This is a genomic window from Natronospirillum operosum (genome assembly GCF_004768465.1).
GTDB lineage: Bacteria > Pseudomonadota > Gammaproteobacteria > Pseudomonadales > Natronospirillaceae > Natronospirillum > Natronospirillum operosum.
On sequence record NZ_SRMF01000001.1, the window covers coordinates 92,488 to 113,315 of the forward strand.

Genomic DNA, 20,828 nt, shown 5'->3' on the forward strand with positions numbered 1-20,828 from the left:
GGCAAGTTGATATGACAGGCAGGTGATATGACAGGACTATGCGGGCGTTTGTGCCGGGGCCGTTTCACCGCCCCGGGTGTGGTGGCAGTTCTGTTGCTGGCCGCGTCGGCGGCGGCAGATGATGTGGAAGTCACGCTGGAAGCCGGGGTGCTGGGGTTCAGCTATAACGAGGCGCAGATACCCAACAGCAATGCGGGCGACCGCTTTGATGTCACCACGGTGGCTGGTGACGGCCCGATCGTCTATGGCCGGCTCAGCATTCAGCGCACCTTTGCCGACCGTCATATTGTACGGGGTGTCTATGCGCCGGTGCGTATCGAGGGTATCGGCGCCTTTGACGAGCCGGTCCGTTTTGCCGGCGAGGAGTTCGATGCCGATGATGCGATCAGTGGGCTCTACCAGTTCAATACCTACCGCCTGACCTATCGTTATCGGTTTGTGCACAATGAAGACTGGTCACTGGGGGCCGGCGTGACCGGTCTGGTGCGGGACGCCAACATCCGCCTGGTGCAGGGCAGCACACGCGCCGAAGACCCGAACATTGGCGTGGTGCCGTTGCTGCACGCCAATGTGCAGTACCGGTTCAATGAGCATTGGGGCTCGGAATTCGATATCGACGCCCTGGCCAGCCCGCAGGGCAGGGCGGTGGATGCGATTTTGATGGGTACCTATCAGCCGCGGAATGACATGACCTGGCGTCTGGGCTATCGCACCCTGGAAGGTGGCGGTGACGGCAGCAGCGTCTATTCTTTCGCCTGGCTGCATTTCGGCATGCTCGGGGTCAGCTATCAGTTCTGATCTCCCAGATCTTTCTTCAGTTGTTCGAACAGCGCCCGTTTTTCCGCCGCTGGCCGCTCCGGTGCCACATGGGTGTGGTCGGTGAGCGGGCTGAGATCCAGTTCCGGCGCGGACTCCGGCGCCGGCGGGGCGGTGGCTGCCGCTCCGGCCAGATGACTTTCCAGCACGTCCAGGGCTTCGATACTGCCCTGCAGCGTGTCTTCGGGCAGTCCCGACTCTTCAATGCGGGCATTGAGCTTTTCGATCATCTGCTGCACGATTTCGTCGGACGGCTGCTGGTCGCGCAGCCATTGCAAGGCACTTTCGGCGGAGGTGGACATTGGTCAACTCGGTTCCTGACTGTGATTTCACGGCGGATTATCTCACAGCCACGGAAGCGGACAACCTGCTGGCGCATTGTCTGACTGCGTTACCCTGGCAGCAGGAAGATATTCTTCTGTTTGGTCGTACCGTGGCGCAGCCCCGGCTGCAGGTCTGGATGGGTGAGCCCGACGCGGTGTATCGCTATTCCGGTACCGATTTTGTACCCGTTCCCTGGGATGCGCAGATCCGGGCACTGTGCACCAGGCTGGCCCGAGACTGCGGTACCCGGTTCAATTCTGTACTGTGCAATCTCTATCAGCATGGTCAGCACAGTATGGGCTGGCATGCGGACGATGAGCCCGAACTGGGGCCGGAGCCGGTCATTGCGTCGTTGTCTCTGGGCCATGCCAGGCGTTTTGTGCTGCGGCCGCGGGCAAAGGGCAATCCGGACCGCCACGAGTGGTCGTTGGGCCATGGTGATCTGCTGGTCATGCGGGGTCAGACCCAGCAGCACTGGTTGCATGGTATTCCGAAAACTCGCAGGGCTGTCGGGCCCAGGGTCAATCTGACATTTCGTCGGCTACTGGGGGCAGAGGTCAGTGCAGGCAGGGCGGAGTCAGCCGAGATTGATGTCGGCTGATTGGCGATAGAGGTTGTACAGACTTTCGTTGATGGCCCGCTTGATGCTGGTGCGCTGGAAGGCAGAGACATGCGTCAGCTCGTTCAGGCGCAGGCGGTGCAGATGCAGGCAGGGTGTGCTGGCATCGAACTCGCGCAGATCCCCTTTCACCAGGACCGGCAGAAACGGGTCGTCCGAAGCCTGGCTGGACAGAATCTTGCGCAGGGCGTTACGAAACGGGATGGCCGGCGACAGCGCCCTGGTTTTGCGGCTGCGCTGAACCACATGCAGACCCCGCTTGCCGATGGTTTCGCCGAGAATGATGAACAGGCCGGTATCCCGCACGGCATCGGCGGTGATACCGCCATAGGTATCGTGGAACGCATAGGGATTGGGCAGAATCACCAGTGGTGCATTGCTCTTGCGGGGAAAATTGATGGTGTAGTTGGTGTATAATTGCTCCACCGAATCACTATAGATGCAGAGCCGTCCCTCGAAATGCAGCACAAACTCACGCGCCTTCTGCCGGGATTGCAGCCGGTCGAGGTTCCATTCCAGGTCGGCATTGCTACTGGGATCCAAAGCAGGTGCTGACATTATCTACATCCTCAAGACGGTAATCTGTGACGCTCGACTATAGTCAACCCGGAAGCCAGTCATAGGGATGGGGTTCTGGAAATGTGACGGATGCACTCTTAGCATGAGATGCAGTTCAAATTTTTGGCAAAAATATGGGGAATTGAATGCGCACGGTTGTCGCTGAACTGATTGATCTGCTCAGTCTGGAAGCAGCAGGAGACCATGAGTGGATTGGGCACAGTCAGGATCTTGGGTTTCCCAAGGTGTTCGGGGGCCAGGTAATCGGGCAGGGGCTGTCGGCGGCATCCTACACCGTGGATGACAGGGTGCCGCATTCATTGCATGCCTATTTTCTGCGCGCCGGTGACGTCAACCAGCCCATCCACTACGCAGTCGAAGTCATTCGCGACGGCGGCAGCTTCAGCGCGCGCCGGGTGGTGGCGAGCCAGTATGACAAGCCGATGCTGGTGATGACGGTGTCGTTCCAGAAACCCGAGACCGGGTTGTCCTTTGCGCGCTCAATGCCCAGTGTGCCCGGGCCGGAGAAGCTGCAGAGCGAGCTGAGCCTGTATCGGGAACATGCGGAAGAGATACCGGAGCGCGTGCGCGCCCAGTTCACGGCCGAGCGCCCGGTGGAATTTCGTATTGTGGAAAACCAGAACCCCTTCCGGCCCAGGGTCGGAGTGCCGCGCCGCCATATGTGGATACGCTCCACGGCGCCGCTGCCGGATGATCTGAGTGTGCACCGCTCCATGCTGGCCTACACTTCGGATTACGGGTTTCTGGAAACAGCTCTGCAGCCACATGGGGTGTCCATAATGCAGCCGGACCTGCAGATCGCCAGCCTTGACCACTCGATCTGGTTCCACCGCGAGTTTCGTCTTGATGACTGGCTGCTCTATGTCGCCGAAAGTCCGATCACTGACCATGCGCGGGGCTTTGTGCGGGGAGAAATCTTCAACCAGGACGGTGAGCTGGTGGCCTCCACCGCCCAGGAAGGCCTGATGCGTCTGCGGGAGCGCAAGGCATGACACAGCAGGCGATTGCCATCGGCATCACCGGTGCCTCGGGAGCCCAGTATGGACTGCGACTGTGCGAGGTGCTGCTGCGCGCGGGCCAGCCGGTCTACCTGATGGTGTCCAAGGCCGCATTGATGGTCACTGCGCTGGAAACCGATGATCCCTTGCCGGCCAGGCCCGAGGCCATTCAGCAGGCATTGAATGAGCGCTGGGACATCAGGACCGGGTTGCTGCAGGTGTTCGGACGCGAGGAATGGACGGCTCCGGTGGCCAGCGGCAGCGGCCACTGGCGGGCACTGGTGGTCTGCCCCTGCAGTACCGGCACGCTGTCGGCGGTGGCGACCGGAGCCAGCAACAACCTGATCGAGCGCTGTGCCGATGTGGCACTGAAGGAGCGCCGGCAGGTGATACTGGTGCTGCGCGAAAGCCCCTATTCCCGGGTCCATATCCAGAACATGCTGGCCGCGACCGATGCCGGGGCCGTGGTGTTGCCAGCCAGTCCGGGGTTCTATCACAAGCCGCAGACCGTGGACGACATGATCGATTTCATTGTCGCGCGGGTACTCAATGTGCTCGATATACCGCAGTCACTGTTGCCGGCCTGGGGTGCTGGTGCTAGCTCGAACGAGCCTTGATTGCTTTCAGCGTGCGGGCGATGGCTTGCAGGCGCTCGCGACGGATTGCTGCGCCGAGCTCCGGGCCCCTGTAGCCGGCGTCCAGCAGCGGCTGCGTCTGCACGGCACCGGCCGTTGCGGCCAGCTCCAGTGCCCAGTCTGCCTGCGGATAGTCCGTCTGTTCAAAGCCGCTGCGTCCGCGCGCATCGGCGCGGCAGGCCAGCGCAAACCCGCGCAACTGAGTATCGTCCTGCCAGGGGCGGAAGGGTTCCAGCATGTTCAGCACCGTGGCCGGTTTCTGGTCCGGCAGGCGATGGCAGTGGGTATGCCATTCACAGGTCAGGCAGGCCAGGCGGTGCAATGCCTTGCTGACTTTCAGCCGCTGACTGGCCGCATCGATCAGTGGCAGTCCGCGTTTTTCATGGCCGCGATGGCCGGGCAGGACATGGGCCGGTGTGACGCCCTTGCCGAAATCGTGGCACAGCACGGCATAGCGTACATCCAGGCGCCGGGTCAGGCTGGCGGCCTGATCCAGTGCCAGCATGGCGTGGATGCCGGTATCCACTTCCGGGTGGTACAGCATGGTCTGGGGCACGCCAAACAGGGCATCCAGTTCGGGCAGCAGTATCTTCAGCGCACCCACTTCGCGCAGGGTATAGAAGAACACCGAGGGCTGGTCGGTGGCGAGCGCCTTGGCCATATCCTGCCACACGCGCTCCGGGGTCAGGCTGTCCATTTCACCGCTGTCGACCATGTCGCGCATCAGCGCCTGTGTCTCCGGTGCGATGCTGAACCCGCGCGGGGCCAGCAGGGCGGCAAAGCGAGCCACCCGGATAACCCGCAGCGGATCCTCGCGGAAGGCCGGGGAGACGTGGCGCAGCACGCGCCGCTCCAGGTCTTCCCGTCCCCCCGTGGGGTCAATCAGCTCACCGTCTTCGGTCTGTGCCATGGCATTGATGGTCAGGTCCCGGCGCTGCAGATCCTGTTCCAGCGTGATGGCGGGCGAAAAATCGCAGATGAAACCCTGATAGCCCTGACCGGATTTGCGTTCGGTGCGGGCCAGGGCGTGCTCTTCGCCCGTCTCCGGGTGCAGGAACACCGGGAAGTCGGCGCCTACCTGACGGTAACCCAGTGCCAGCAGGGTCTCCGGCGTGGCGCCGGTAATCACCCAGTCGCGATCCTTGACCGGTTCGCCCAGCAGATGATCACGCACTGCTCCGCCGACCAGGTAACGCTGCCAGCTGTTATTGGAAGTCGTTCTGCTCATGGCCACAGTATGCCACGTTCCCTCGTTGCTGAATAAGCGCTCCATAGCTGTCTGCGGGGCCGCACGCAAAATCACTAATGATTTTTTTTGTAGCGCCGACAAAGGGGATGATGCTGAACATGACGGCTCGGCGTGACCGAATTTGGGAGTCCATTATGAACCGATTGATCCTTTTGCTGGCCCTGACCCTGTTTGTATCAGGGTGCGCTATGTTCGGAGGCGACGACGAAGAGGCGGAGCGTATGGCCGCCATTGAAGAGGAAGTCCGCTATCTGAATCAAACAATGCCGCCCATGGAGCCCATGGTGCTGCAGAGTTCCGGTTACGGTGCGGTGAATGACCAGCCGAGCCACCTGTCCGATACGCAGCGACGTCTGCTGGCCATGCGTGCTTCCAAGCTCGATGCCTACCGGACGCTGGCCGAACGGGTATATGGTACGGCCATTGTCGGTAACACCACGGTCGAGAACCTGGTGATCCAGAATGACCGTTTCCGCTCCTATGTGGACACCTACATCTATGGTGCCCGCGTGGTGTCGCAGGATCCGATGTCCGATGGCAGCTGGGAAACCACCGTCGAAATGGTACTGGATGAAGGCTTCCGCAACTGTCTGGTGAATGAGCGTGACTGGCGCCGGAACTCGGCCTGTCGCTCGGAGATGATCCATGATCTGGATTCATTTCAGCGCAACAGCATGAATCGCCAAGGCCTCGATAACCGCCAGAGCGGCCTCTATTTCCTGCAGTAAGCTGATACCGCACGCCCCGCTGAACTGCGTCTGCAGTCGAGCGGGGCAACCAGAGCCACCACAGATTCAGGAGCGAACCCATGACCACGACAATGCACTGCACAAACCGGAACGCCAGTCTGGCTGCCCTGCTGGTGCGTTGCTTCATGCTGGTCCTCCTGCTGACTGCGGTTGCCGGCAGTGCCCTGGCTGCGGAACTGCGTTACCAGCCCGCGCCGGAGCAGCGCTTTATTGAAGCCACCGGCCGTGCCGATGTGGTCTACGGTGACGAGCACAGTGCCCGCGTCAGGGCCCTGCGGGATGCCATTCAGACTGCCTCGCTGCAGGTCAGTGCCCAGGTGCGCAGTGCGCAGACCGTGGAGACCGGCAGCCTGACGGTAGATCATCTGCGCGTGCAGTCGGCGGCTCAGGTTACCCAGGTGGAGGTGTTGTCCGAGGGACGTCAGGGGGATGTCTTCGAAGTGACCATTCAGGCTCGGGTGGCGGAAGATGCCATGTGCGCCAACCATATCACCAACAACTTTGCCAAGAGCGCGGCCATTACCGGCTTCGCCATGGAGGATGCCACCCAGGGCACCATCGGGCACCTGGGCCATGTGGACCGGGAGCTGGCTTCCTATCTGGTCAATGCCATGACCGGGCAGGGTGGTCTGCGGGCGCTGAATGCCAATGACATCCAGCTCTACCCGTCGGTGGCGACGGCGCCCACCCGTCAGACCGCGCGCCATACCCTGACCTCGGCCGTGGATACGGCGCGCGATCTGGGGGTGCAGTTTGTGGTGTCCGGCGTGATCCGCGACATGGGCATGGAAGAAGTACGCCGTGAAATCAGTGACGAAGATGGCTTGGTGGCGCGTCTGTCACAGTCTCGGCGCACCAATCAGCGTCACATGGTACTGGATGTGTATGTGCATGATGGCTACAGTGGTGCCCTGGTGTTCCAGAGTCGTTATACCACTCAGGGCGAGTGGGACTACCGCTCCAATGAGCGGGTCGGTTTCGCCACCTCGCGTTTCTTCTCTTCCGAGTACGGTACCCATGTGCGTGAGTTGCTGAATCAGGTGGTCGAGGATGTGCAGGTGGCCGTGCAGTGCCAGCCGTTCATGGCCAATATCGCCCAGATCGACGGTGATAGAATCTATATCCAGATGGGGGCGGATTCCGGCCTGCGTCCCGGTGATGATCTCGGGGTCTACCGCACCAGCACCTTCTTTGACCGCCGCAATGATGCCTACAATGAGCTGACCGATACCCAACTGGTGGCCCGGGTGACCCAGGTGCAGCCCAACTTTGCCGTGGCCGAGCTGCCTATTCGGGCCGAGCGCCTGAACCTGCAACCGGATGATCTGGTTATCGCCTGGTAATCAGTCCGGCGCCAGCACGCGCTGGGTGCCTTCGGGATTGATCTGATAGCGTACGCCGGTGTCCAGGTCGTACAGGGTCAGCCAGGCGCCCCAGCCGTAGCCTGTATCCAGCCCCACACAGTCTGCCCGCCCGGTCTGGCCCTGCAGGGCCGCCCAGTGACCAAAGATGATCTGCCAGCCATCCGGCTGGCGCTGCTCGTACCAGGGCACAAACCCCGCAGGAGTCTGCTGTGGCTGTTCCTTGTGCGCAAAATCCAGCTCATGCTGCGGGCCGATAAAGCGCATGCGGGTAAAGTAGTTGGTGATCACCCGCCAGCGTTCGATGCCCTGCAGCTCGCCAGACCAGTTGGCCGGCTCGTTGCCGTACATGTGCTGGAAATAGTCGGCCGCCCGGGCCGGGTCCCGTAATACAGCTTCCACTTCGTGGGCGCAGGCGGTGGCCTGGTCCACTGACCAGCAGGCCGGAATGCCGGCATGGGTCATCACCTGCTGATGGGCGTCATCACGTACCAGCAACGGCAGTTGTTGCAACCAGTGCAGCAGCTCTTCCCGATCGTCGGCCTGCAGAATGTCATCCAGGGTGTCCTTGCGCCGGGGCGGGCGCACGCCATGGGCGACGGCGAGCAGATGCAGATCATGGTTGCCCAGCACGGCTTTCAAGTGGGGCAGGCTGCGCGCAAAGCGCACCACGCCGACATTGTCCGACCCGCGGTTGACCAGATCGCCAACCAGCCAGAGTTCATCCCGTTCGGGTTCGAATTCGACCCGCTCCAGCAGGGCTTGCAGCGGTTTCAGGTGACCTTGCAGGTCGCCGACGGCGTATCGAGGCATGGGTACGAAGGGCTCTCCATTGAACAGCTCAGCAGATGCACAGGATGCAGGTTAACACCGTTGCCGTCGGCAATCAGTGGTGAATCTCGGTCACGGCTCGGGCCAGCGCCAGATAGTCTTCCACAGTCAGCCTTTCAGGGCGCAGGGTGCCGTCAATGCCAGCCTGCTCCAGGGCGTCCAGATCAATATGGCGTTTGAGGTTGTTGCGCAATGTCTTGCGCCGCTGACCGAAGGCCAGACGCACCAGCGTGCTCAGGTGCTTCGGGTCCATCCCGTCCAGCGGCCGGTCCGGGCGCGGCATCAGCCGCACCACGGCCGAGTCGACCTTGGGCTGCGGCGTGAATGCGCCCGGCGGTACGATGAACAGCGGCTCCACATGGCACTGGTACTGCACCATGACACTGAGCCGACCGTAGTCACCGGTGCCCGGGGCGGCGGCGAGTCTGTCCACCACCTCCTTTTGCAGCATGAAATGCATGCTGCGTACGCGCTGATGATACTGCAGCAGGTGGAAGATCAGTGGTGTGGAAATGTTGTAGGGCAGGTTGCCGACCAGGTGCAGCGGGTCATCGCCCGGCACCAGCGCCGCCAGATCAGTCTTCAGTGCATCGCCTTCCACAATGGTGAACTGGCCTTCCGGGCGGTTGAAAAAGCGGGCGCGCAGAATGGGCGGCAGGTCTCGGTCCAGCTCAATGGCGGTGACATGAGCACCGGAATCCAGCAGCACCTCGGTCAGGGCACCGCGTCCGGGGCCGATCTCGATGACATGGTCGCCGGGGCCGACACCGGTGGCATCGGCAATACGCTGCAGGACACGCTGGTCATGCAGGAAGTTCTGACCAAAGCGTTTGCGGGCTCTGTGAACCATTCAGTGCGGGGCCTGTGCAGAGGGTGAGCGACCGGACGCCTGAGAGCTGTGATAGGCCATGGTCATGGCATACTGCATGGCGGTTTCCAGACTGCCGGGGTTGGCCTGGCCGGTACCGGCCAGATCGAGGGCAGTGCCGTGGTCGACCGAAGTACGGATGAATGGCAGACCCAGAGTGATGTTGACGGCATCACCAAAGCCCTTGTACTTGAGCACCGGCAGACCTTGATCATGATACATGGCCAGGGCCACATCGCCCCGGGCCAGTACCTTGTCGGTGAACAGGGTGTCCGCGGGCAGCGGGCCGATCAGTTGCAGGCCTTCGGCGCGCAGTTCATCCAGGGCGGGAATCAGGGTGTCGATCTCTTCCTGGCCCATATGGCCGCCTTCCCCGGCATGGGGGTTGAGACCACAGACCAGAATACGGGGGCTGTGCAGGCCGAAACGGAACTGCAGGCTGTCATTGAGCACGCGCGCAACCCGCTGCACCAGCTCGCGGGTAATGGCATCCGGCACCGCGCGCAGGGGCAGGTGGGTGGTGACCAGCGCCACCATCAGACCTTCGGTTGCCAGCATCATGACCACCTGGTCTACCCCGGCCCGCTGTTGCAGGTATTCGGTGTGGCCGCTGAACGCAATGCCGGCATCGCTGATGACACTCTTCTGCACCGGTGCTGTGACCATGGCATTGAAGTGGCCGGCTTCTATGCCGTCCACGGCCCTGTCGAGCAGGCTCAGCACATAACGGCTGTTGGCCGGGTCCAATTGGCCGCATTGCACAGGTTCCGCGCAGGCTACCGGCAGCACGCACAGCTCACCGTCACCGAAGGGTGCAGGCTGGCCCGGGGTCCAGGTGAAGATGTCGATATTCAGGCCCATGGCTCTGGCCCGGGCCTGCAGCAGGTCAGGGTCGCACAGCACCACGGCCTGATGGCGGGCCGGTCGGGCCGCCAGTTGCAGGCAGATGTCGGGGCCGATACCGGCCGGCTCACCCGACGTAATGACCAGTGGCTGCATCAGAGATCTCGTACCGAGATGTAGGCGTTGTTCTTGATTTCCTGTTGCCAGCGTGGCAGGGCTTCTGCATATTTCTGCTCGAACAGGATCTCCTGCACCTGGCGGCGCAGATTGTCATAGGTTTCATCAGCCTCGCGCTCACCACGCACCTGTATTATATGCCAGCCGAAGGTGGTCCGCACCGGTTCGGTAATGCTATCGACAGGGGTGTTGCGCAGGGCTTCGGCGAACTCCGGCACGAATACCCCGGCCGAGTTCCAGCCCAGGTCACCGCCGCGGCCGGCGCTGCCAGAGTCGAGTGAGTAGGTGCGGGCCAGATCGCTGAAGCTTTCACCGTCTTCAGTGAGGCGACGGTACAGATCCCAGGCCAGATCTTCGGCGCCGCTGGCTGACAGGCCGTCGCTTTCATTGACCAGAATGTGGCGTGCCCGGTATTCGGTCACCTGCTGTGCCGCACTGCCTGACTGATCGGCCATGTAGGCCACATGCCAGCCGTTGGGGCTCTCGAAAGCGGCGGAGGCCTCACCGACCGCCAGCCCCCGCACCGGGTCGCGCAACAGGCTGGGCAGGCTGTCCGGGTCCCGCCAGCCGAGGTCCTGCACGGTGCGCCCGGCGGCAGCTTCTTCAAAGCTCATCTCTTCCAGATTGACGCGGTCGGCAATGGCTTGCGCCTGCTGCTGGGCATCACTCTCCGAACCCTGAATCAGCACGTGGTAGAGCTGGTATTCGACATCCTCCAGCGAGGCGCTGACCTGAGTCTGCAGATATTGTCTGACTTCGGAATCGGTGACCTGAATGCGGCGGCCGACAAAGCGTTCCTGGGCGCGCTGAATCTGCATGTCCTGGCGTACCTGACGGCGCACTGCTGCGTAATCGATGCCCTGCGCCGCCAGTTGCTGCTGAAACCCTTCCAGTGTCAGGTTCTGGCGCTCGGCGATCTGACTCAGAGCCCGGTTCAGTTCGGCATCCGTGACATTGATATTGGCGCTGCGGGCACGCTGCAGTTGTACCTGTTCCATGATCAGGGTGTCGAGAATCTGCTCTTTCAGGTCGTCTTCCGGCGGCAGTATGCCGGGCGAGTTGGCATAGCGGGCCTGAATGTCCTGCAGGCGCTCCATCAACTGCGAGTGCAGGATGACATCGTTGTTGACCACTGCAATAACCCGGTCCATCAACTGGCGCTCGGCCACAGCGGGCAGGGCCAACAGAACGAGGCTACAGACGACAAGCAGTTTCTTCAGCATGGTGATGGTTTCCAGTCCGGCAGTTTTACCGGGTATCAAACAGTTGGTTGGAGAAGTCCGGGATGCGTTCGCTCATGCGGCGGATGATCGAGTTGCGACCGCCCACGCTGCCCAGACCCTTCAGTGTCAGGTTGAGCTGTATAGTATCGAACCATACAGACCCTGACGACCGGTTCGGGTCATCATTGACAAATCGTTGACCGGCCAGTTGAACGTGCCAGCAGCAGCCGTCGTATTCGAAACCGACAATGGTTTCACTGAGGTCCAGGGCATCGGCTTCTTCCTCGCGCTGCCAGTTCAGATACCCGTAGGCACCCAGGGTGCCGGTGACCGGGACCACGGCAGCGGTCTGGATTTCATGCACCGGGTCGTCTTCACCATCATTGTCCAGGTTCCAGTCCGAACTGATAAACAGCCCGCCGCGCCCCGGCGCATAGGTGTATTCAAGGCGGATGCGATCGAAGGCGTAGTCTTCGCCGTAGAAACTGAGGTCATCGGAGCGGTCCGGCTTCCACACGAACAGGGCCCCGAACTCGTGCGCGCGGCCGGCCTCGAAAGTGTGGCGCCAGGTGATGTTGCCGGCCTGCGGGTTGGTCCAGTCGTCGGTGCGAATCTGGCTGTCACCCAGCAGTTCCTTGCTGAGGTTGAACCACTGCTCCAGGTCGGTCGTGTAACGCCAGTTGCTCTCGGTAAAGCGGTAGCGGCTGCCCAGCGTGATGCGGTTGCGGTCGCGCAGCCGGTCTACCGAGCTGTTCATCAGCGGCAGCTCAACCTGGCGCTCGTCCAGCGGCCGGTATTCGTACTGCGCGAAGGGGGTGAGGGTCTGGCGCTCGGTCCAGTCCCAGCGGTAGCTGAGCCGGTGTCGGGTATCCCAGAGCAGGCGGTTGTAGCCTTCGCGCGGGTGTTCGTCCAGGGTGTCGGTCTGGAAGTCGGGCAGGGTGTACCAGGTGTGATCGGCCGTGTAGCGCTGGTTCAGAGTCCAGTTCTGCCAGTTGTCGGTGCGGCTCAGCACCAGACGGTTGCGCAGCCGATAGGCTTCCAGCGGGTCCTTTTCCGTGGCCTGCAGATTCAGGTAGTCCGGCTGTTCCTTGTAGCGCCGCTCCCAGTCGGCCAGCCCCTGCAGTTGCCAGTCGGCAGGCAGCGACCAGGGCTGACGAATATGCAGGCCGGGTTGTTCGACGTATTCCAGGTCGTCACGCACGCGATTCTGATCGGCCGGCTCACCGAAGACGTTCTGCTGTTCCAGGTTGAGATCCAGCCGAGTCTGTGTCGGGGCTTCATAGCCCAGAGTCAGGCGGTTGATCACATTGGTCTCGTAGTTTTCGCCCAGATACTCGGGAAAGTAGCGGTCGTCACCGGCATCCCGATAATCCAGCGTCCACTCCAGAGCGGTATCACGGCTGGCCAGCGACAGGTCATATCCCCATTCGGGGGCGTCTGTGCGTTCCGATCTGTCCCAGTCCGGATAAACACCGTACAGCAGTTCACCCTCCAGAAACCGGTTCAGGTAGCGCCATTCCTGCCAGATGTGGGCGTGTTGCGGGGCATTGTCTTCCGGGTCGCCGCCGATCATCCAGTCGACCGTGGTGGTGTTGTCGAAGTTGGGGGCAATGTCCCAGTAGAAGGGGGTGCTGATGCGCAACTGGTTGTAACCGGAATAGTAGGTAGCGCTCGGGCCCAGAAAGCCTGAACTGCGCTGCTGGTTCAGGTTCAGGCGCAGGTAGGGCGTGTAGGCTACCGGTACCGGTCCCACATGCAGGCGGGCATGGGTGCCGGTGGCAATGTCGGTATCGGTGTTGACCCTGAGCGTGCGTGCATGCACGGACCAGCCGAATCCATTGGGCGCACAGCGGGTCATCCAGGCGCGTTCGAGCTGATAGATATTGTCCTCGCGAGTGATCTGCTCGGCGGCACCATGCAGGTTGGCCATATGCAGCACATAGCGCGCATCATAGAGACTGAAACGGTCGGTTTCGGTCTCGGCAGTGGCTTGCGCGGTCTGAATGGCCAGATCCGGCTGGCGGATCAGACCGCCCTCGGGCAGGCCGATCTGGCCGCTTTCCAGATCATAGGTGGCGGTATCACTGTAGAGGCGCAACACCGCCTGGGTGATGCGGACTTCGCCGTCCAGCCTGACCTGCTGGCCCAGTTGGCCCCGCTGACGCTCGCCCTCGATCGAGATCTCATCAGCGGGGAGTTCGGTGTCGGTCCAGGGGTCGATGAAACTGCCGGGGCATTGTTGGGAAATACGGTTGCGTTCGAACGCAGGCAGGTCATCATAGAACACCCAGTCCAGATAGCCACCGGTTGGCTGGGTTTGGGTGTCCGCGCGCAGAGCACTCGGCATGCCGAGCAGCACGGACAGGCTCAGCCCCATGCCGAGAAGCTGCAGCGGCTTTTGCCACCGCTGCGGGTTTCCTTTACGCTTGCCCTGCTGCTTCAATGCCGCCTCGGAACCGCCGTCTATCGTCGCCGCCATAGTATAGAAAGGCGCGCGTGGATGCCACGCCCCGGGGTGAGGGGTGCGCCCGGGCAAGCAGATCAACCCGCAGTTCGGAGGTCATGATGTGGTGGTGGGGTAAAGTTGCCGGAGCGGCACTCGGTCTTTACCGGGGCGGCCCTGCCGGTCTGGCCTTCGGGCTTTTTGTCGGCCATATGGTGGATGTTGCCGTGCAGCGCTGGTGGCTCCGGCGGCAGCAGCGGGGCCTGTCGACAGATGATCGGCAGCGTTTTTTTGTCGGCACCTTCGAGTTCATGGGTCATCTGGCCAAGGCCAAGGGCCGGGTCACCGATGCCGATATCGACTATGCCCGCCTGGTCATGCGGCGCCTGGGGCTGAATGATCAGCATCGGGAGGAGGCCATGAATGCCTTCAACCGGGGCAAGGCGGCCGACTTTGATCGCAGCGCCCTGCTGGCCGACCTGCGGGCGCGGCTGTCCCGTGGTTCGCCGCTGGCCATGATCTTTCTGGAAACCCAACTGGAAGCCGCCTATGCGGATGGTCACCTGGATGCCACCGACAAGGCCCTGCTGGCCGAGATCTGTCAGGCGTTCCGCATCAACCGGTTGCAGTACGAAAAGCTGCGCCATCAGGTTCGTGCACGCCTGGTCAGAGCGCGCAAGGCCCGCCGACCGGGGCAGCCGGAAGCGCAGATGTCGGCCCGCGAGGCGCGGGAGATACTGGGTGTAAAGGCGGGCGCCTCGGCGCCGGAGATCAAGCAGGCCTATCGGCGCGCCATGAGTCAGCACCACCCCGACAAGCTGGTGGCCCGCGGGCTGCCGGAATCCATGCAGCGCATTGCCACAGAGCGGGTGCAGTTGCTGCAGAGTGCCTATGCCGTGTTGAAAGAAAAGCGCAAGTAAAGGCCACCAGACAGAGCGCTAGATGGCCTCGCCCGGCAACGCCGGCGGGTCCATGTCGGCTTCCGCATTGTCCTCATCGTCTTCTTCTGCAGCAGCGGCTGCAGCCGCAGCTTCGGCTGCTTCCTGGGCCGCGCGCGCGGCCGGAATACCACGCTGGGTACCCGCCAGGTTGCTGCGCAGCCAGCCCCAGGTACGACGGGTCACAACCTGGGGGCCGGAACGGTTGGCCGAAGCCCAGGCCTGCTCGCGCACCTGGGTTATCTCGGTCAGTCCGGCCCGGTTGATGGCCGCCCGACGCTGCCGTGCGGCTTCATTGGTATGATCGCCGGGCAGGTAGACATCCAGTACCGGTACCGTCAGTTGCCCCAGCAGCGGCATGATCTCGGCCGTATCCCCGGGCCGCGCGCCGACCAGAACCAGGCCGATGCCCTGGTCTGGGCCAGCCAGCATCTGCAGTTCCTGCACTGTGGACCGGGTGACATAGAGCGCCCCAGTGCCGACACCGACCAGGACAGTATTCTGGATGCCCCGATCATTGAGTTCATTGACGCCCAGCAATATGCGTCGGGCCACTTCGGGCTCGAAATCGAGGTTGGGTTCACTGCCGGCGGCCGACCCCGGCCTGGGTTCGTCGATTTCCCGGTTGCGTTCCGGTACCAGCGGCGCCGGGCGCGGCGGAATGCTGATGGACAGCGTTGACCAGCCGGCATCGGGCAGGTGGTGGCGCAGGTCGTGAATCAGGCGCGGCCAGTCGGGGTGCTGGCCGTCGTCGTGGATGATCAGTACGCCACCCTGCGGGTGGGCCGTGGTCTGTTCCATCCACAGGCTGGGCATGGTCAGGTCGCCCTCCTGCAGCAACAGGTACTGGCCGGGCGGCATCAGGTGTTCATAGCGCCGCTCCAGATCCCTTGCATGGGCTTCCCAGTCGGGCATGACCCGCTCCTGCGCCAGCGGACTGCCTGCCAGAGCCAGCAAAAGCCATGCGCCGAGCGTCCACATTGTATACAATGCGCTGCGCGCAAAAGGCCGGCCAGGCAGGCTGTTCTCAGTCCTTCCCTGTACTGCCAAACTACTCAAAGTCATGTCCGAAAGGTTTACCATGTCTGATTACCTGATTGCCCCGTCCATTCTCTCCGCTGACTTTGCCCGTCTCGGGGCTGATGTCGATGCTGTGCTGGCAGCGGGGGCCGATGTCATCCATTTTGATGTGATGGACAACCACTATGTGCCCAACCTCACCATGGGTGCCATGTTCTGCAAGGCCCTGCGCGATTACGGCATCCGCGCACCCATTGATGTGCATCTGATGGTCAAGCCGGTGGATCGCCTCATTGGTGACTTTATCGACGCCGGTGCCGATATCATTACCTTCCATCCGGAAGCCAGTGAGCACATCGACCGCAGCCTGCAACTGATTCGTGATGGCGGCTGCAAGGCGGGCCTGGTCTTCAATCCAGCTACGCCCTTGCATTATCTGGACCATGTCATGGACCGTATTGACCAGATCCTGATCATGTCGGTGAACCCGGGCTTTGGCGGCCAGAGCTTCATCCCCGAGGCACTGGACAAACTGCGTGCCGCGCGGCAGCGCATTGCCGCTTCCGGCCGCACGGATATCCGCCTGGAAGTGGATGGTGGCGTCAAGGTCGACAATATCCGGGCCATTGCCGAGGCCGGAGCGGACATGTTCGTGGCCGGGTCAGCCATTTTCGGGGCCGCTGACTACGCCGAGCGGATCAGTGCCATGCGCGCCGAACTGGCCGCAGTTGCACCCCGGGCTTGAATGAAGTTTGACACTTCAGTAAAGTTTGAGGCTGGTAATCACATGACCGACCATAAAGATTCATGACGACTCGGCTTCTGCTTCAGCACACAGGGTTTGAATCGCGCCAGCGATGGCGTTGGTGACGCTCACTTCTGCGCGCGGGCTGTGCCTGCAGACCGGTGTTCGGCTGCACAACGCACCGCCCCTCCGAATGTGTCATCAACAAATGTGTACAGGAACTGAAGTCAATGGAAGCCAGTGAATACTATGCCCTTGCGGATCAGGGTTTTAATCGTGTCCCGCTGACGCGGGACATTCTTGCCGATCTCGAAACCCCGCTTTCAACCTACCTCAAGCTGGCCCGCGGGCCTTACAGCTATCTGCTCGAATCCGTGCAGGGCGGCGAAAAGTGGGGGCGCTACTCCTATATCGGCCTGCCCAGCCGCGAACGGCTGGAGGTCCGGGGTCACCAGGTACGGGTGATTCGTGATGAGCAGGTGATCGAAGAACATGCCCACCATGCAGACCCGCTGGCCTTTGTGGAGGCTTACAAGGCACCTTTCCGCGTCGCCGATCACCCGGGCCTGCCCCGCTTTGCCGGCGGACTGGTGGGCTATTTCGGCTATGACACCGTGCGCTATATCGAGCCCCGCCTGGCTGATTCCTGCCCGCCGGATGATATCGGCAACCCCGATATCCTGCTGATGGTGTCGGATGAACTGGTGGTGTTCGACAACCTCAGCGGCAAGCTGTGCATCATGGTGCACGGCAACCCGCAGGAAGTCGGCAGCTATGATGTGGCCCAGCAACGCCTGACCGGCCTGGTGCAGCAGCTTCTCGAAACACCATTGCCGCATTTGCCGCTGGCCACGGATCAGCCGCTGCAGGAGACAGACTTCCACAGTCATTTCGGTGAGCAGGCCTACATGGAAGCAGTCGAACGGATCCGGGAATACACCCTGGCCGGTGATATCATGCAGGTGGTGCCCTCACAGCGCCTGTCAGCCCCGTTCCCGCATGAGCCGGTGCATCTGTACCGGGCGCTGCGCAGCCTGAATCCTTCGCCCTATATGTACTTTCTGGATCTGGATGATCATCAGGTGGTGGGCAGTTCGCCGGAGATTCTGTCACGGGTGGATGGCGATGAAGTCACGGTGCGCCCCATTGCCGGTACCCGACACCGGGGTCAGACCGAAGAGCAGGACCAGGCCATGGAGGCCGAGCTACTGGCCGACCCCAAGGAGATTGCCGAGCACCTGATGCTGATCGATCTGGGCCGCAACGATGCCGGGCGGGTATCGGAAATCGGTTCAGTCGAAGTCACCGAGCAGATGGCAGTGGAGCGGTACTCGCATGTGATGCATATTGTCTCCAATGTGACGGGCCGGCGCCGGGCCGATGTCACCGCAGTGGACGTTCTGCGCGCCACGCACCCGGCAGGCACGCTGAGCGGGGCGCCGAAGATCCGGGCCATGGAGATCATCGATGAGCTGGAGCCGCTGAAACGCGGTATTTATGGTGGTGCTGTGGGTTATCTGGGCTGGAACGACAACATGGACATGGCCATCGCCATCCGTACAGCGGTGATCAAGAACGGTATCCTGTATGCGCAGGCCGGGGGCGGGGTGGTCGCCGATTCGGTGCCACGTCTGGAGTGGGAAGAAACCATGAACAAGGCGCGCGCCCTGTTCCGCGCGGCTGAAATGGTCAGCCGTGGCCTGACCACGCAGTAGGGGAATAACCATGTTACTGATGATCGACAACTACGACTCTTTTACCTACAACGTGGTGCAGTATCTGGGCGAACTGGGTGCCGAGGTGCGGGTAGTGCGCAACGATGAAATGGCGCTCGACGAACTGATCGCCCTGCGTCCCGAGCAACTGGTGATTTCCCCGGGGCCCTGTACGCCGGATGAAGCCGGTATCTCCATCGAGGCCATCAACCACTTTGCGGGCCAGATTCCGATTCTGGGCATCTGTCTGGGCCATCAATCCATCGGACAGGCCTTCGGTGGCCGTATCGTGCGGGCCGGGCAGGTCATGCATGGCAAGACCAGCGCCATCTACCACCATGATTCAGGCGTGTTTCGCGATCTGCCACAGGGTTACCGGGCCACGCGCTATCATTCGCTGGTGATCGAGCAGTCCAGCCTGCCGGAGTGCCTGGAAGTCACTGCCTGGACCCAGCGCGAGGATGGCAGCCTGGAAGAGATCATGGGCGTGCGCCACCGGACTCTGCCCATCGAAGGCGTACAGTTTCACCCGGAATCCATCATGACGGACCATGGTCATCGGCTGCTGGAGAATTTTCTGCACGGGCAGTCGACCCGCGAGCCGGCGATCAGTTGAGGAGACAGACATGCTGACAATCAAGAATGCCCTGGCGCGGATCGCCGATCACGGCCACCTGGACCAGGAAGAAATGCAGGAAGTCATGCGCCAGATCATGACCGGAGAATGCACTCCGGCCCAGATCGGTGCCTTTCTGATGGGGCTGCGCATGAAAGGGGAGGCGCTGGAAGAAGTGTCCGGCGCCGCTCTGGCCATGCGCGAGCTGGCCACACCGATCCGGGTTGATCAGACGCATCTGGTGGATACCTGCGGCACCGGCGGTGACGGCCAGAATCTGTTCAATGTGTCTACGGCGGCTGCCTTTGTGGTGGCTGCCGCCGGCGGCCGGGTGGCCAAGCACGGCAACCGGGGTGTTTCATCGAACTCCGGCAGTGCCGACCTGCTGGAAGCCGCCGGCGCCAATCTCAACCTGACCCCGGAAGAGGTGGAGCGGGCCATAGACACCATTGGTGTGGGCTTTCTGTTTGCCCCGGCGCACCACAGTGCCATGAAGCATGCCATCGGCCCGCGCAAGGAACTGGGCATGCGCACCATCTTCAATATGCTGGGCCCGCTGACCAACCCGGCCGGCGTGCGTCGGCAGGTGATCGGCGTGTTTACCGATACGCTATGCGAGCCGCTGGCCCGGGTGCTGGGGCGCCTGGGCAGCGAGCATGTCATGGTGGTGCATGCGCGAGATGGTCTGGACGAGATCAGTCTGGCGGCACCGACGCATGTGGCCGAACTGAAGGACGGCAAGGTCACCTCCTGGGACCTGCGGCCGGAAGATGTCGGTATAGAAACCCAGACCCTGACCGGCCTGGATGTGGATGACCCCGAGCGCAGCCTGGAGCTGATTCAGGCCGCCCTGTCCGGCGGCAGCTCGGGTCCGGTGGCGCGCAAGGCGCTGGACATCGTGGCACTGAATGCCGGTGCGGCCATCTATGTCTCCGGGCTGGCCAGGGATATGCAGGAAGGCGTGCTGATGGCTCAGGATGCCATGGGCAGCGGCCTGGCAGCCGAAAAGCTGCGCGAATATGTCGCCTTTTCCCGCGTGCATGACGACGAGGGCGCCGCATGAGTACCCTGAATGACAGCACACCGACCATCCTGCGTCGCATTCTGGCCCGCAAGCACGAGGAGGTCGCCGCGCGCCGCCGCCACGCTTCCGAGGCGGACCTGCGGGCGCGCATTGCAGACCAGGCGCCGGTGCGGGGCTTTGTGCAGGCGCTCGAAAACAGGATTACCCGGAAACAGTCGGCGGTGATCGCCGAAATCAAGAAGGCCTCGCCGAGCAAGGGCGTCATAAGGCCTGACTTTGATCCGGCGGCCATTGCCCGCTCCTATGCCCAGCATGGGGCGACCTGCCTGTCGGTACTGACCGATGTGGACTTCTTTCAGGGCGCCGATGCCTACCTGCAGCAGGCCCGCGAAGCCTGTACACTGCCGGTTATTCGCAAGGATTTCATGGTCGACCCGTGGCAGATCATCGAATCACGCGCCATTGGTGCCGACTGCATTCTGCTGATTGCTGCCGCGCTGGATGATGATACCCTGCGCCAGTTGCACGATACCGCTCTGGATGTTGGCCTGGATGTACTGATAGAGGTGCACAGCGAAGCCGAGTTGCAGCGGGTGTTGCCGCTCGGCAGCCGGCTTATAGGCATCAACAACCGGGATCTGCATACCTTCGAGGTCAGTCTGCAGACTACACTGGATCTGCTGCCGCAGTGCGCAGGCCGACTGGTGCTGACCGAAAGTGGTATTCTGGAGCCGGAAGACGTGGCCCTGATGAAACAACACGACGTGCACGGGTTTCTGGTTGGCGAGGCATTCATGCGCGCCGCCGACCCTGGCGTCAGGATGGCCGAACTGTTTGCTGACTGAAGAGAGAGCGTGCTGATGCCCCCTATCGTACAGATTATTATTGTCCTGTTTCTGGCTCTGGTGGTGCTGGTGGCGCTGACCAGGCGCTTCCCGGTCCATCTGACCCCGCAGCAGGCGAAAATCATGAGCTATGTCGCGATGGGAGGCGTGGTGGTGGCTATAGTGGCGGGGCTGTTCCGCACGCTCTGAGCCCCGGCTGAAACCTACGAA

The 20,828-nt window shown here is 62.1% G+C and carries 22 protein-coding genes; 13 read left to right on the forward strand and 9 right to left on the reverse strand.

What is annotated here, in order from left to right; all coding sequences use genetic code 11:
* Window positions 1–27: 27 nt before the first annotated feature.
* Window positions 28–798 carry a hypothetical protein gene (locus E4656_RS00490; protein WP_135480197.1) on the forward strand — a complete coding sequence of 257 codons (771 nt, stop codon included), beginning with the start codon at window positions 28–30 and terminating at the stop codon, window positions 796–798.
* Here the strand turns inward: E4656_RS00490 and E4656_RS00495 are convergent.
* Entirely contained in the window at window positions 789–1,118 is a 330-nt protein-coding gene (locus E4656_RS00495; protein WP_135480199.1) for a hypothetical protein, read from the reverse strand. The genes E4656_RS00490 and E4656_RS00495 overlap by 10 nt on opposite strands.
* Between E4656_RS00495 and E4656_RS00500 the strand changes: the two genes are divergently transcribed.
* Window positions 1,118–1,741 carry an alpha-ketoglutarate-dependent dioxygenase AlkB family protein gene (locus E4656_RS00500; protein ID WP_135480201.1) on the forward strand — a complete coding sequence of 208 codons (624 nt, stop codon included), beginning with the start codon at window positions 1,118–1,120 and terminating at the stop codon, window positions 1,739–1,741. The two genes, E4656_RS00495 and E4656_RS00500, sit on opposite strands and share 1 nt — an antisense overlap.
* Here E4656_RS00500 and E4656_RS00505 read toward each other — a convergent pair.
* On the reverse strand, window positions 1,718–2,317 hold the full coding sequence (locus tag E4656_RS00505; RefSeq protein WP_135480203.1) for a hypothetical protein: 600 nt from the start codon (window positions 2,315–2,317) through the stop codon (window positions 1,718–1,720). The two genes, E4656_RS00500 and E4656_RS00505, sit on opposite strands and share 24 nt — an antisense overlap.
* Window positions 2,318–2,463: 146 nt before the next feature.
* On the opposite strand from E4656_RS00505, the gene E4656_RS00510 reads away from it, so the two are divergent.
* Entirely contained in the window at window positions 2,464–3,330 is an 867-nt protein-coding gene (locus E4656_RS00510) for an acyl-CoA thioesterase domain-containing protein (protein ID WP_135480205.1), read from the forward strand.
* Window positions 3,327–3,953, forward strand: coding sequence for a flavin prenyltransferase UbiX (locus E4656_RS00515; protein WP_135480207.1), 627 nt, complete (start codon window positions 3,327–3,329; stop codon window positions 3,951–3,953). Before E4656_RS00510 ends, E4656_RS00515 begins: the two co-directional genes overlap by 4 nt.
* Here the strand turns inward: E4656_RS00515 and E4656_RS00520 are convergent.
* Entirely contained in the window at window positions 3,934–5,199 is a 1,266-nt protein-coding gene (locus E4656_RS00520) for a multifunctional CCA addition/repair protein (RefSeq protein WP_135480208.1), read from the reverse strand. The two genes, E4656_RS00515 and E4656_RS00520, sit on opposite strands and share 20 nt — an antisense overlap.
* 155 nt (window positions 5,200–5,354) lie before the next feature.
* Here E4656_RS00520 and E4656_RS00525 point away from each other — a divergent pair, with 155 nt between their 5' ends.
* Entirely contained in the window at window positions 5,355–5,948 is a 594-nt protein-coding gene (locus E4656_RS00525; protein WP_135480210.1) for an LPP20 family lipoprotein, read from the forward strand.
* 80 nt (window positions 5,949–6,028) lie between these two features.
* Window positions 6,029–7,312, forward strand: a complete 1,284-nt coding sequence (locus tag E4656_RS00530) for a flagella assembly protein FlgT (RefSeq protein ID WP_135480212.1) — start codon at window positions 6,029–6,031, stop codon at window positions 7,310–7,312.
* Here the strand turns inward: E4656_RS00530 and E4656_RS00535 are convergent, their stop codons facing one another.
* From E4656_RS00535 to E4656_RS00555, 5 genes are all read right to left on the reverse strand, one after another.
* Complete coding sequence (locus tag E4656_RS00535) at window positions 7,313–8,143, reverse strand: symmetrical bis(5'-nucleosyl)-tetraphosphatase (protein WP_135480214.1); 831 nt, start codon at window positions 8,141–8,143, stop codon at window positions 7,313–7,315.
* 73 nt (window positions 8,144–8,216) lie between these two features.
* The gene (rsmA, locus tag E4656_RS00540; protein ID WP_135480216.1) at window positions 8,217–9,011 is read right to left on the reverse strand and encodes a 16S rRNA (adenine(1518)-N(6)/adenine(1519)-N(6))-dimethyltransferase RsmA; all 795 of its coding nucleotides are present in this window, start codon (window positions 9,009–9,011) and stop codon (window positions 8,217–8,219) included.
* Window positions 9,012–10,028: a 4-hydroxythreonine-4-phosphate dehydrogenase PdxA gene (pdxA, locus tag E4656_RS00545; protein ID WP_135480218.1), complete on the reverse strand. Its 1,017-nt coding sequence runs from the start codon at window positions 10,026–10,028 to the stop codon at window positions 9,012–9,014.
* Window positions 10,028–11,272 carry a peptidylprolyl isomerase gene (locus E4656_RS00550; protein ID WP_135480220.1) on the reverse strand — a complete coding sequence of 415 codons (1,245 nt, stop codon included), beginning with the start codon at window positions 11,270–11,272 and terminating at the stop codon, window positions 10,028–10,030. The genes pdxA and E4656_RS00550 overlap by 1 nt, the downstream gene beginning before the upstream one ends.
* A gap of 25 nt (window positions 11,273–11,297) precedes the next feature.
* Window positions 11,298–13,751, reverse strand: coding sequence for an LPS-assembly protein LptD (locus E4656_RS00555; protein WP_135480222.1), 2,454 nt, complete (start codon window positions 13,749–13,751; stop codon window positions 11,298–11,300).
* A gap of 83 nt (window positions 13,752–13,834) precedes the next feature.
* Here E4656_RS00555 and djlA point away from each other — a divergent pair, with 83 nt between their 5' ends.
* Window positions 13,835–14,635: a co-chaperone DjlA gene (gene djlA / locus E4656_RS00560; protein WP_135480224.1), complete on the forward strand. Its 801-nt coding sequence runs from the start codon at window positions 13,835–13,837 to the stop codon at window positions 14,633–14,635.
* 18 nt (window positions 14,636–14,653) lie between these two features.
* On the opposite strand, the gene E4656_RS00565 is transcribed toward djlA, so the two are convergent.
* Complete coding sequence (locus E4656_RS00565; RefSeq protein ID WP_167855866.1) at window positions 14,654–15,568, reverse strand: DUF3530 family protein; 915 nt, start codon at window positions 15,566–15,568, stop codon at window positions 14,654–14,656.
* 166 nt (window positions 15,569–15,734) lie between these two features.
* Here E4656_RS00565 and rpe point away from each other — a divergent pair, with 166 nt between their 5' ends.
* From rpe to E4656_RS20165, 6 genes are all read left to right on the forward strand, one after another.
* On the forward strand, window positions 15,735–16,418 hold the full coding sequence (gene rpe / locus E4656_RS00570; protein ID WP_135480227.1) for a ribulose-phosphate 3-epimerase: 684 nt from the start codon (window positions 15,735–15,737) through the stop codon (window positions 16,416–16,418).
* 230 nt (window positions 16,419–16,648) lie between these two features.
* Window positions 16,649–18,133, forward strand: a complete 1,485-nt coding sequence (trpE, locus tag E4656_RS00575; protein ID WP_135480229.1) for an anthranilate synthase component I — start codon at window positions 16,649–16,651, stop codon at window positions 18,131–18,133.
* A 10-nt stretch (window positions 18,134–18,143) separates the two neighbouring features.
* On the forward strand, window positions 18,144–18,749 hold the full coding sequence (locus tag E4656_RS00580) for an anthranilate synthase component II (RefSeq protein WP_135480231.1): 606 nt from the start codon (window positions 18,144–18,146) through the stop codon (window positions 18,747–18,749).
* A 13-nt stretch (window positions 18,750–18,762) separates the two neighbouring features.
* Complete coding sequence (gene trpD, locus E4656_RS00585) at window positions 18,763–19,812, forward strand: anthranilate phosphoribosyltransferase (protein WP_205849109.1); 1,050 nt, start codon at window positions 18,763–18,765, stop codon at window positions 19,810–19,812.
* Window positions 19,809–20,618 (forward strand): indole-3-glycerol phosphate synthase TrpC, encoded by an 810-nt coding sequence (gene trpC, locus E4656_RS00590; RefSeq protein WP_135480235.1) that lies wholly within the window; start codon window positions 19,809–19,811, stop codon window positions 20,616–20,618. The genes trpD and trpC overlap by 4 nt, the downstream gene beginning before the upstream one ends.
* 15 nt (window positions 20,619–20,633) lie before the next feature.
* Window positions 20,634–20,807, forward strand: a complete 174-nt coding sequence (locus tag E4656_RS20165; protein WP_167855867.1) for a hypothetical protein — start codon at window positions 20,634–20,636, stop codon at window positions 20,805–20,807.
* The last annotated feature ends 21 nt before the right edge of the window (window positions 20,808–20,828 follow it).

Bases quoted from the DNA above. Each gene is read 5' to 3' on its own strand.
- trpE (WP_135480229.1), top strand. From the start codon at position 16,649: ATGGAAGCCAGTGAATACTATGCCCTTGCGGATCAGGGTTTTAATCGT.
- E4656_RS00530 (WP_135480212.1), top strand. From the start codon at position 6,029: ATGACCACGACAATGCACTGCACAAACCGGAACGCCAGTCTGGCTGCC.
- E4656_RS00555 (WP_135480222.1), bottom strand. From the start codon at position 13,751: ATGGCGGCGACGATAGACGGCGGTTCCGAGGCGGCATTGAAGCAGCAG.
- E4656_RS20165 (WP_167855867.1), top strand. From the start codon at position 20,634: ATGCCCCCTATCGTACAGATTATTATTGTCCTGTTTCTGGCTCTGGTG.
- E4656_RS00520 (WP_135480208.1), bottom strand. From the start codon at position 5,199: ATGAGCAGAACGACTTCCAATAACAGCTGGCAGCGTTACCTGGTCGGC.
- E4656_RS00490 (WP_135480197.1), top strand. From the start codon at position 28: ATGACAGGACTATGCGGGCGTTTGTGCCGGGGCCGTTTCACCGCCCCG.
- djlA (WP_135480224.1), top strand. From the start codon at position 13,835: ATGATGTGGTGGTGGGGTAAAGTTGCCGGAGCGGCACTCGGTCTTTAC.
- E4656_RS00495 (WP_135480199.1), bottom strand. From the start codon at position 1,118: ATGTCCACCTCCGCCGAAAGTGCCTTGCAATGGCTGCGCGACCAGCAG.
- E4656_RS00505 (WP_135480203.1), bottom strand. From the start codon at position 2,317: ATGTCAGCACCTGCTTTGGATCCCAGTAGCAATGCCGACCTGGAATGG.
- E4656_RS00550 (WP_135480220.1), bottom strand. From the start codon at position 11,272: ATGCTGAAGAAACTGCTTGTCGTCTGTAGCCTCGTTCTGTTGGCCCTG.
- E4656_RS00580 (WP_135480231.1), top strand. From the start codon at position 18,144: ATGTTACTGATGATCGACAACTACGACTCTTTTACCTACAACGTGGTG.
- E4656_RS00565 (WP_167855866.1), bottom strand. From the start codon at position 15,568: ATGCCCGACTGGGAAGCCCATGCAAGGGATCTGGAGCGGCGCTATGAA.
- pdxA (WP_135480218.1), bottom strand. From the start codon at position 10,028: ATGCAGCCACTGGTCATTACGTCGGGTGAGCCGGCCGGTATCGGCCCC.
- E4656_RS00525 (WP_135480210.1), top strand. From the start codon at position 5,355: ATGAACCGATTGATCCTTTTGCTGGCCCTGACCCTGTTTGTATCAGGG.
- trpC (WP_135480235.1), top strand. From the start codon at position 19,809: ATGAGTACCCTGAATGACAGCACACCGACCATCCTGCGTCGCATTCTG.
- E4656_RS00510 (WP_135480205.1), top strand. From the start codon at position 2,464: ATGCGCACGGTTGTCGCTGAACTGATTGATCTGCTCAGTCTGGAAGCA.
- rsmA (WP_135480216.1), bottom strand. From the start codon at position 9,011: ATGGTTCACAGAGCCCGCAAACGCTTTGGTCAGAACTTCCTGCATGAC.
- E4656_RS00515 (WP_135480207.1), top strand. From the start codon at position 3,327: ATGACACAGCAGGCGATTGCCATCGGCATCACCGGTGCCTCGGGAGCC.
- rpe (WP_135480227.1), top strand. From the start codon at position 15,735: ATGTCTGATTACCTGATTGCCCCGTCCATTCTCTCCGCTGACTTTGCC.
- E4656_RS00535 (WP_135480214.1), bottom strand. From the start codon at position 8,143: ATGCCTCGATACGCCGTCGGCGACCTGCAAGGTCACCTGAAACCGCTG.